Raw genomic sequence first — 9,894 nt, forward strand, 5'->3', positions numbered from 1 at the left:
GGGAGTGAGATAGCAACATATTGCATAAATTATCTGCTGCCATGCGGTCGATGTGGGAGCATTCAGCTGATTTTGTGCAGGTAGGCGGGTAGGGGTTGCTCCGGCAATACCGATAACACCTTCAACCGCTGCAACATCCGCTGGCGTGCCCGTTGCAAATGTTCGCGCAGGTTCAACGCCGCCGCATCAAACGCGCCATGCAGCAACAGCTCCAGAATCAAGCGATGTTCAGCCAACATCGCCGGATCCGCGCCGATCCCCAGCAAACGGTAGAAAATCCGGCTGATGATCATCGGGCTCTGGCCCTGGCGAATCAGTGCGGCGATCTTGCGGTTTTGCATCCCGGCCAGGCAGCGCTGGTGCAAGTCTTCCTCGATCTGTTCGATGGCTTCCAGGCTGCACTCGGCGCTGTCCTGGGCATCCAGTACCCGCCGCAACATCGCTTCAAGCATCTCGCGGTCGAGGTCCGGTGCGCTCTGGCGCAGGGCCTCGGGCTCCAGGCAGGCGCGCAATTCGTAATCTTCGGTGACTTCCCGTGCGGTCAAGGGCCCGGCCAGCCATTGGGAATAAGGCTCTTTTTCCACCAGGCCCCGGTCGCGCAGGCGCATCAGCGCTTCACGTACCACTGCGCGGCTGACCCCATAGTGGTCGGCGGCGGCTTGTTCATCCAGGCGGTAATGGCCGAACGCAATGCAGGTGGACAGCGCCGCGCCGATCTCCTCGACGATGCGCTCACCCAAGGGCCGGGTGTCCACCAGTTCAGCCTCGCCGTTCAGGCCCAGATGCGCATGGCTCAGCGGCAGCCGCAGCGGCTCCATGGCCAGCCCTTCGGGGTTGATCAGATAACCTCGGCCGGCGAAACGGCAGATCAAGCCTTCGGCATGCAGCAGGTCCAGGGCCTTGCGCACCGGCACGCGGCTGGTGCCGAACAATTCGGCCAACGGCGCTTCCAGTAAAACCAGGCCATGCCGAGCGGTGCCGTTGACGATCGCGTCGCGCAACACTTGGTGAATCATCGCGTAACGGGAGGCCGAGGCGGACACTGCTTTCATTACGTTCCCTGGGGCTTGTAGGACGGTGGCCGGGGATTCTCTCATAAGTTGCACCTGTCACTCTGTGCTACGTCGCTGGCACTTTTTTGGGGCCTGAAAGTTACCTCTGTTACTTTTCTGCACCAAAATGTACTTATTAATAAAAGATACATTATTTCATTGAGGGCGACTCACGAACGCAACGCAAGACTTTTTTGCCCTTATCCAAACCATCTATCCCGCAGTTCTGGACGGAAAACCGCAATCAGCTCCACGAGGCGAAATAGAGACTGGCACGAAAGCTGCCTTTGTAAAATGTACATTTTATGAATATGTACGTTTTATGAGGTTTTCCTGATGTCAGACGCCACGTCAATGGCCGAGGATTTCGCCAGCGGTCGCAGTGACCCGGTGCAAGCCCTCGAACAGGCACTCGATCAAGCGAGCCGCTCGGCCAGCGTTTTCTTTCCCCTGCCCGCGGGGCGCCCCCGCCGTGAAGCCGAAGCGTCCGCTGCCCGGTGGCGCGCCGGCCAACCTTTGAGCAGGTTCGACGGTGTGCCCGTGGCCTGGAAAGACCTGTTCGACGTGGCTGGCAGCGTCACCACCGCCGGCGCGGCTTACCGGCGCAACGCGCCTGCTGCCTTGCTCGATGCGCCGAGCGTGGGCCTGCTGTGCCGCGCCGGGATGGTCAGCGTCGGCAAGACCAACCTCAGCGAACTGGCGTATTCCGGCCTGGGCCTGAACCCGCATTTCGGCACGCCGCCCAACCCTCATGGGGCGGACCAAGCGCGTATTCCCGGCGGCTCGTCCTCGGGTTCGGCCGTGGCCGTGGCCGCCGGGATTGTGCCGATTGCCATGGGCACCGACACCGCTGGCTCCATTCGCATCCCGGCCGCCCTCAACGGCCTGGTCGGCTATCGCAGCAGCAGTCGGCGCTACAGCCGTGACGGCGTGTTTCCCCTGGCCCACACCCTCGACAGCCTCGGCCCGCTGACCCGCAGCGTGCGTGATGCGCTGGCCATCGACGACCTGCTCCATGGCCGCGCCCAGACCCACAACGCCCGCAGCCTCAAGGGCCAGCGCTTTGTGTTGGCGCAGCAGGACGTCGAGCCTGCGGTGCGCAACAACCTGCTGCGCGCCGTGGCGCAACTCCAGGCCCAAGGCGCGCTGATCGAAGAACGTGAATGTCCGACCTTCCAGGCCACCCTGGACCTGATCAAACACCACGGCTGGCTCGGATCCTTCGAAGCCTTCGCCCTGCACCAGAGCCTGCTCGACAGCGCCGATGCCGAGCAACTCGACCCCCGCGTGCGCCGCCGCCTCGAAGCTGCGCGCACGTTGCCGGCCAGCCAACTTATCCACCTGACCGATGCGCGCCGCCGCCTGCAACAGCAACTGCTCGACGACCTCGACGGCGCGATCCTGATCACCCCCACCGTGGCCCATGTCGCGCCGCCACTGGCACCGCTGGAAGCCGACGATGACCTGTTCATCAGCACCAACCTCGCCACCCTGCGCCTGACCATGCCCGGCAGTTTGCTCGACATGCCAGGCGTCAGTTTGCCCAGCGGCCGCGACGCCCAGGGCCTGCCCACCGGGCTGCTGCTCAGCGCCCCGACGGGGGAGGACGCGCGGCTGTTGCGCGCGGCCTTGTCTGTCGAATCCGTACTCAACATTTAAGGAGACACATCATGGCTAAAGACATTCTCTGTGCATTCGGCGTCGACGTGGATGCCGTCGCCGGCTGGCTCGGTTCCTACGGCGGCGAAGACTCGCCGGACGACATCTCCCGTGGCCTGTTCGCCGGTGAAATCGGCGCGCCGCGCCTGCTCAAATTGTTCGAACGCTATGGCCTGCGCACCACCTGGTTTATTCCCGGCCATTCGATGGAAACCTTCCCCGAGCAGATGAAGGCGGTGGCCGACGCCGGTCACGAAATCGGCGTGCATGGCTACAGCCACGAAAACCCCATCGCGATGACGGCCGAGCAGGAAGAAATCGTCCTCGATAAATCCATCGAGCTGATCACCCAGGTCACCGGCAAGCGCCCGACCGGCTACGTCGCGCCGTGGTGGGAATTCAGCAAGGTCACCAACGAACTGCTGCTGAAAAAAGGCATCAAGTACGACCACAGCCTGATGCACAACGACTTCCATCCCTACTACGTGCGCAAGGGCGACAGCTGGACCAAGATCGACTACAGCCAGCACCCCGACACCTGGATGAAGCCCTTGGTACGCGGCGAAGAAACCGACCTGGTGGAGATCCCGGCCAACTGGTACCTGGACGACCTGCCGCCGATGATGTTCATCAAGAAAGCCCCCAACAGCCACGGCTTCGTCAACCCGCGTCACCTGGAAGAAATGTGGCGCGACCAGTTCGACTGGGTCTACCGCGAACACGAACACGCGGTGTTCACCATGACCATTCACCCCGACGTGTCCGGCCGCCCGCAAGTGCTGTTGATGCTTGAGCGCCTGATCGAACACATCCAGAGCCATGCCGGCGTGCGCTTCGTCACCTTCGACGAAATCGCCGACGACTTTATCCGCCGCCAGCCGCGTACCTGATCCCAACCCAAGCAGCCCCCACCTCCCGAGGCGCGATTATGTCCATCTACAACAAGCTTGACCTGACTGGCTGGAAACCCCGGCAACTGACGTCCCAGGAAGTGCGCTTCGCCACCTGGATCGCGTTTTTTGCCTGGGTGTTTGCGGTGTATGACTTCATCCTGTTCGGCACGCTGTTGCCGGAGATCGGCCGACACTTTGGCTGGGGTGAAGTGGAGCAAGCTGAAATCGCGACCTGGGTGGCGGTGGGTACTGCCGTGGTTGCCCTGGCCATCGGCCCAATCGTGGATAAATTGGGCCGCCGTAAAGGGATTATTTTCACCGTGGCCGGCTCTGCGCTGTGCTCGGCGCTGACGGCCATTGGCGGCGCGTGGGGCAAGTCGCCGCTGATTCTGATCCGTTCGTTGGGTGGCCTGGGGTATGCCGAGGAAACCGTCAACGCCACCTATCTGACCGAACTGTATGGCGCCTCGGAAGACCCGCGCCTGACCAAACGCCGCGGTTTCATCTACAGCCTGGTGCAGGGCGGCTGGCCGGTCGGTGCGTTGATCGCCGCCGGTTTGACCGCGTTGCTGCTGCCGATCATCGGCTGGCAGGGCTGCTTCATTTTCGCCGCGATCCCTGCGGTAGTAATCGCGATCATGGCGCGCAAGCTCAAGGAGAGCCCACAGTTCCAGATCCACCAGCGCATCAGCGAACTGCGTAAAAGCGGCGCGGTGAAAGAAGCGCAGAACGTCGCCGTGACCTACGGCGTGGATTACGACGAACACAGCAAGGCTGGCCTCAAAGCGGCGTTCCGTGGCCCGGCCCGTCGCGCCACGCTGGTGATCGGCGCGGCGCTGCTGCTCAACTGGGCAGCGATCCAGGTGTTCAGCGTGCTTGGCACGTCGGTGATCGTCAGCGTGCACCACATCTCGTTCGAGAACTCGTTGATCATCCTCGTGCTGTCGAACCTGGTGGGTTACTGCGGCTACCTCAGCCATGGCTGGATGGGCGACAAGATCGGCCGCCGCAACGTGATCGGCCTGGGCTGGATGCTCGGCGGGCTGTCGTTCGCCGGCATGCTGTTTGGCCCAAGCAACATGGCCATGGTGGTCGGGCTTTACAGCCTGGGCCTGTTCTTCCTGATCGGGCCGTACTCGGCGGCGCTGTTCTTTATCAGCGAAAGTTTCCCCACCAGCATCCGCGCCACCGGTGGCGCAATCATCCATGCCATGGGGCCGATTGGTGCAGTGGTCGCAGGCTTCGGTGCGACCCAAGTGTTGTCCGCCGGCAGCGACTGGCAGACCGCTGCGCTGTGGTTCGGCGCGTTGCCGTGCTTCCTGTCCGGCATGTTGATGTTTGCCGCCCGCCATGTGCGTCCGGAAACCGTTCAATAAGGAGCCATTGATGAGTCGTAAAGTTGCCTTGATTACCGGTGCCGCCAGCGGCATCGGCCAAGCCCTCGCCGTGGCCTATGCGCGCAGCGGCGTGGCAGTGGTGGGCGGGTATTACCCGGCCGACCCGCACGACCCGCAAGCCACTGTCGACCTGGTGGAACAGGCCGGTGGCGAATGCCTGATGTTGCCGCTGGACGTGGGCGATACCGCTTCGGTGGACGCCCTGGCCGCACAGGCCGTGCAGCACTTCGGCCGGTTGGATTACGCGGTCGCCAACGCCGGCTTGCTGCGTCGCGCGCCGCTGCTGGAGATGACCGATGCGCTGTGGGACGAGATGCTCAACGTCGACCTGACGGGGGTGATGCGCACCTTCCGTGCGGCGACGCGGCACATGAAGGAAGGCGGCGCGCTGGTGGCGATTTCCTCGATTGCCGGTGGCGTGTACGGCTGGCAGGAACACTCGCACTATGCCGCCGCCAAGGCCGGTGTGCCGGGCTTGTGCCGGTCGCTGGCGGTGGAATTGGCGGGCTTGGGCATTCGTTGCAATGCGGTGATCCCTGGGTTGATCGAGACGCCGCAGTCCCTGGACGCGAAAAACTCGCTGGGGCCGGAGGGCTTGGCGAAAGCAGCGCGGGCGATTCCGTTGGGGCGGGTAGGGCGGGCTGATGAGGTGGCGTCGCTGGTGCAGTTTTTGACCAGTGAGGCGTCGAGTTATCTGACCGGGCAGAGCATCGTCATCGACGGCGGCCTCACTGTGCGCTGGCCTGACTAACAGGTGTACTCGATCAAAATGTGGGAGGGGGCAAGCCCCCTCCCACATTGGAAGTGGATTTTTTCAGGAGTTTTTGCATGAACCAACTGACTACCCGCCGGGCCGTGATCACCGGCGCCGGCAGCGGCATCGGCGCTGCCATCGCCCGCGCCTACGCCGTTGAAGGCGCGCGTCTGTTATTGGCCGACCGCAACGCGGCCAGCCTCGCCGAAACCGCGATCACCTGCCGCAACCTCGGTGCCGAGGTCTTCGAATGCCTGGCTGATGTGGGCACCGTCGAAGGCGCCCAAGCCAGTGTCGACCGTTGCGTCGAACACTTCGGCGGCATCGACATTCTGGTCAACAACGCCGGCATGCTGACCCAGGCGCGTTGCGTCGATCTGTCCATCGAAATGTGGAACGACATGCTGCGCGTCGACCTCACCAGTGTGTTCGTCGCCAGCCAGCGCGCCTTGCCTCACATGGTCGCGCAGCGTTGGGGGCGGATCATCAATGTGGCCTCGCAACTGGGCATCAAGGGCGGCGCCGAACTGACTCACTACGCAGCCGCCAAGGCCGGCGTGATCGGCTTTACCAAATCCCTGGCGCTGGAAGTGGCCAAGGACAATGTGCTGGTCAACGCCATCGCCCCTGGCCCGATTGAAACGCCTTTGGTCGGCGGTATCAGCGACGACTGGAAACGCGCCAAGGCTGCCGAACTGCCCCTGGGCCGCTTCGGTTTGGCGGATGAAGTCGCGCCCACCGCCGTGCTGCTCGCCAGCGAGCCGGGCGGCAATCTGTTCGTCGGCCAGACCCTGGGCCCGAACTCCGGCGACGTCATGCCATGAGTGAGGTGTAGCCATGTGCGGACTCTGCGGATTGCTCGGCGAAGACCTGCACTGGAGCGACCCCCTGGGCGACGAATTGCCCCGGCGCCGCGAGCGCCTGCGCCGTATTGCGGCGATCAACCAGGTGTTGGCGGTGTTCCGGCTCAAGGTCGAAGACTTCCAGGGCGCCTCCTATCTGCTGTTGGGCGCCACCGGCAAACAGGCATTGGCGAGCGGCCTGGATCAACTCTGGCAGGCGGCCGAAACCATGCTCGGCCGCCCGCTGGACCCCCTCGATGCCCGGCTGTTGGATCACCTGGAGTCCGCCCCATGAGCATCGCCCTGAATGTCATCACCGGCTTCCTCGGCAGCGGCAAGACCACTTTGCTCAAGCGCCTGCTGCAAGGCGAAAGCCTTGGCGATACCGCGCTGCTGATCAATGAATTCGGCGACGTCGGCATCGACCATCTGTTGGTCGAAGAAGTCGCGCCCGACACCGTTCTGCTGCCCAGCGGCTGCGTGTGCTGCTCGATCCGTGGCGAACTCAAGGACGCGCTGCTCGGCCTGTTGCAACGCCGTGAGCGTGGCGAAATACCTGCGTTCAAACGGGTGATCCTGGAAACCACCGGCCTGGCCGACCCGGCGCCGATCCTCGCCACCCTGAACAACGATGTGCAATTGCGTGGGCGTTTTCACATTGGCCTGGTGATCACCCTGGTCGACGCCAGCCACGCCGCCCTGCAAGAACGCCTGCACCCGGAGTGGCTGGCCCAGGTGGCGGCCGCGGACCGTTTGCTGCTGAGCAAGACGGACCTGGCGGGCGACTGCGAGCCACTGCGGGCGCACCTGCGGGCACTCAACGCCGGCACGCCGATCCTCAACACCCATGACATCCACAGCGGCGATCAACTGCTGCTCGGCGAGGGCCTGCGCAGCGCCGAGCCGACGGTGGAAGTCAGCCGCTGGCAACTGCATCAAACCACCAGCGCCACCCACGGCGCGGCGCAAGTGTGCAGCCTGACCTTCGACCAGCCGCTGGATTGGGTGGGTTTCGGGGTGTGGTTGTCGATGCTGTTAAGATGCCACGGCGAACGAATCCTTCGCGTCAAAGGACTGCTCAACGTGAACGCCAGCAACGCCCCCATCGTCATTCATGGCGTGCAGCACTGCCTGCATGCCCCGGTTCATTTGCCTGCATGGCCGGGCACGGATCGGCAATCGCGCCTGGTGTTTATCCTGCGCGGCCTGGACCCGGCGCTGCTCCGGCGATCCTTTGAGGCGTTCTCGCGGCGGTTCGCCGGATGATCACCCTACGTGTCCTCGGCACCTCCGTGACCTTGCTCGAAACCTTGCGCGTTCGGGCTGAACAGGAACTGGGCATTCGGCTGATCTACCAGGTGCACGACGTCGAACAGGCCCAGCGCATTGCGGTGATGCATCCCGACAGCTACGACCTGTACGACCAGTGGTTTCACAACGTCGACTTTGTGTGGCCGGCCCGGGCGATCCAGCCCATCGATACACGCCGCATCGCGCTGTGGCATGAGATCAACGACCTGCCCAAGCGCGGGCGCCTGTCCTCCAGCGACCGCCTGGGCAGTGGCAGCGTGCCCAGCGAGCGCTTATTCGTGCAGCACGACGGCAGCCTCGGCAGCACCGTCACCGAACGCATCAGCATGCTGCCCCTGACCCACAATGCCGACAGTTTCGCCTACCGCCCCGAGCGTCTGCCCGAAGGCTTTTGCCACGGCAACGAGAGCTGGGGCTGGCTGCTGGACCCGGCCTGGCGCGCGCGCACGGCGCTGCAAAGTGACGCCGCCATCGGCGCCCTGGATGCCGCGCTGGCGGTGCAGGGCGCAGGGCTGGCCCGTTTTAACGACATCGGCAACATGAGCATCGAAGAGATCGACGTGTTGGCTGACATTCTGGTGCGCAAGCGGAAGGAGGGGCACTTCGCGGCGTTCTGGTCCGACGATGAAGAGGCGGCGCAGTTGATGCTCAGCCCGAACGTTGATATCCAGAGCCTGTGGTCGCCGACCTTGATGCGCTTGCATCGCGCCGGGGTGAAATACCGCCTGGCCGTGCCCCGCGAAGGCTATCGCGCCTGGTTTGGCGGTTTGTCACTGTCGCGCCATGCTCAAGGCCCGGTGCTGGATGCGGCCTATGCCTACCTCAACTGGTGGCTGTCCGGCTGGCCCGGCGCGGTTATGGCCCGCCAGGGTTACTACATCGGCAACCCGGCGCGCAGCCGCGACCACCTGAGCAGCGCTGAGTGGGATTATTGGTATGCCGGGAAGGCTGCTCGGGAAGAGTTGTTGGGGAGTGATGGGTTGCCGTTGATTGATATCGGCGAGGTGCGCGATGGTGGCTCGTATGAGCAGCGGATGGGGCATATCGCGGTGTGGAATTCGGTGATGGATGAGCACAACTACCTGGTGCGCCGGTGGGGGGATTTCATGCGGGCGCGGTGTGTTTGATTGAGTTGGTTGGGTGCTACCGGGTTTGTCGGGGTACATATCCGTTATTTGGGTAACGGCTGCCTATGGTTCCGCCCTTACGGCGGGTCACTTTTGGAAAGGCCCAAAAGTAACCAAAAGGCCTTCGCCCCACCACTCGGTGCCTCGCCTAGGCTCGGCATGCCCGTAATCCGACATTGATTTGGGGGGCCGCCGCCACGCGCCATCCATGGCGCAGGGCGGCTAAACCGGCATCCCTGCCGGTTTACCCCCCAAATCAATATCGGATTCCGGCCATCGTGGTTGACGGGGCGATTCCCGATCAAAAGCAAGAGCGCGGCGGCCTTAGAGCCGACCGGTGTTGTGTCGGATGTACTGGGTTAAAAATGTGGGAGAGGGCTTGCCCTCGATAGCTGTGGATCAGTCACAGCTGCATCAGCTGACACTCCCCCATCGGGGGCAAGTCGAATCGTCGCACCGCCCCTCCCACATTTTGATCTCCATATATCAGATAGATCTCAGCCTGCTTTGGATCTGCTTTAGATCTGCTTTTGATCTGGCTCTTACATCCTTGTCGCTGACGAAGTCAGCGGTCTTTTGATCTGCGCTTTTGATTGTGATCTTGATCTCAGGCGCCCCGTAAAACACGCTGGCCGAACGCAGGCTTGAATCCGTGGGTAACCCGGCAGGACGCCGGGTTAGCCGCGCTGGGCCAAGGATGGCCCATCGCGGCGGCCCACGGATTCAAGCCGGAGTGAGGGCACACCGAGCCTAGGCGAGGTGCCGAGTGTTGGGGCAAGAGCCCTAATGAGATGGTCAGCCCGGCGAGAACCTCAGGTCTAAACTACTGAGGTTCTCACTTTTCCTGAGGAGGCTTTCT

Annotated in this window: 9 protein-coding genes; 8 read left to right on the forward strand and 1 reads right to left on the reverse strand. The window is 63.2% G+C overall.

The genetic code is table 11. From position 1 onward, the window contains the following. Positions 1-62: 62 nt before the first annotated feature. Positions 63-1,052 (reverse strand): GntR family transcriptional regulator, encoded by a 990-nt coding sequence (locus AOA60_RS14630; RefSeq protein WP_099585014.1) that lies wholly within the window; start codon positions 1,050-1,052, stop codon positions 63-65. 336 nt (positions 1,053-1,388) lie between these two features. On the opposite strand from AOA60_RS14630, the gene AOA60_RS14635 reads away from it, so the two are divergent. From AOA60_RS14635 to AOA60_RS14670, 8 genes are all read left to right on the forward strand, one after another. Then, positions 1,389-2,711, forward strand: a complete 1,323-nt coding sequence (locus AOA60_RS14635; RefSeq protein ID WP_099585015.1) for an amidase — start codon at positions 1,389-1,391, stop codon at positions 2,709-2,711. An 11-nt stretch (positions 2,712-2,722) separates the two neighbouring features. Further along, positions 2,723-3,601: a polysaccharide deacetylase gene (locus AOA60_RS14640; protein ID WP_003234086.1), complete on the forward strand. Its 879-nt coding sequence runs from the start codon at positions 2,723-2,725 to the stop codon at positions 3,599-3,601. A 38-nt stretch (positions 3,602-3,639) separates the two neighbouring features. Beyond that, positions 3,640-4,980: an MFS transporter gene (locus AOA60_RS14645; protein ID WP_099585016.1), complete on the forward strand. Its 1,341-nt coding sequence runs from the start codon at positions 3,640-3,642 to the stop codon at positions 4,978-4,980. A gap of 10 nt (positions 4,981-4,990) precedes the next feature. Beyond that, on the forward strand, positions 4,991-5,752 hold the full coding sequence (locus AOA60_RS14650; protein ID WP_099585017.1) for an SDR family NAD(P)-dependent oxidoreductase: 762 nt from the start codon (positions 4,991-4,993) through the stop codon (positions 5,750-5,752). Between the two features lie 77 nt (positions 5,753-5,829). Continuing rightward, a complete protein-coding gene (locus tag AOA60_RS14655) occupies positions 5,830-6,579 on the forward strand; it encodes an SDR family NAD(P)-dependent oxidoreductase (protein ID WP_099585018.1) in 750 nt (249 codons plus the stop codon). A gap of 13 nt (positions 6,580-6,592) precedes the next feature. Beyond that, positions 6,593-6,892 (forward strand): hypothetical protein, encoded by a 300-nt coding sequence (locus tag AOA60_RS14660; protein WP_099585019.1) that lies wholly within the window; start codon positions 6,593-6,595, stop codon positions 6,890-6,892. Next, on the forward strand, positions 6,889-7,863 hold the full coding sequence (locus tag AOA60_RS14665) for a GTP-binding protein (protein WP_099585020.1): 975 nt from the start codon (positions 6,889-6,891) through the stop codon (positions 7,861-7,863). Before AOA60_RS14660 ends, AOA60_RS14665 begins: the two co-directional genes overlap by 4 nt. Further along, positions 7,860-9,035, forward strand: a complete 1,176-nt coding sequence (locus tag AOA60_RS14670; protein WP_099585021.1) for a PotD/PotF family extracellular solute-binding protein — start codon at positions 7,860-7,862, stop codon at positions 9,033-9,035. Before AOA60_RS14665 ends, AOA60_RS14670 begins: the two co-directional genes overlap by 4 nt. Positions 9,036-9,894: the final 859 nt, after the last annotated feature.

Source organism: Pseudomonas sp. 2822-17, from assembly GCF_002742485.1.
Classification (GTDB): Bacteria; Pseudomonadota; Gammaproteobacteria; order Pseudomonadales; family Pseudomonadaceae; genus Aquipseudomonas; species Aquipseudomonas cyclaminis.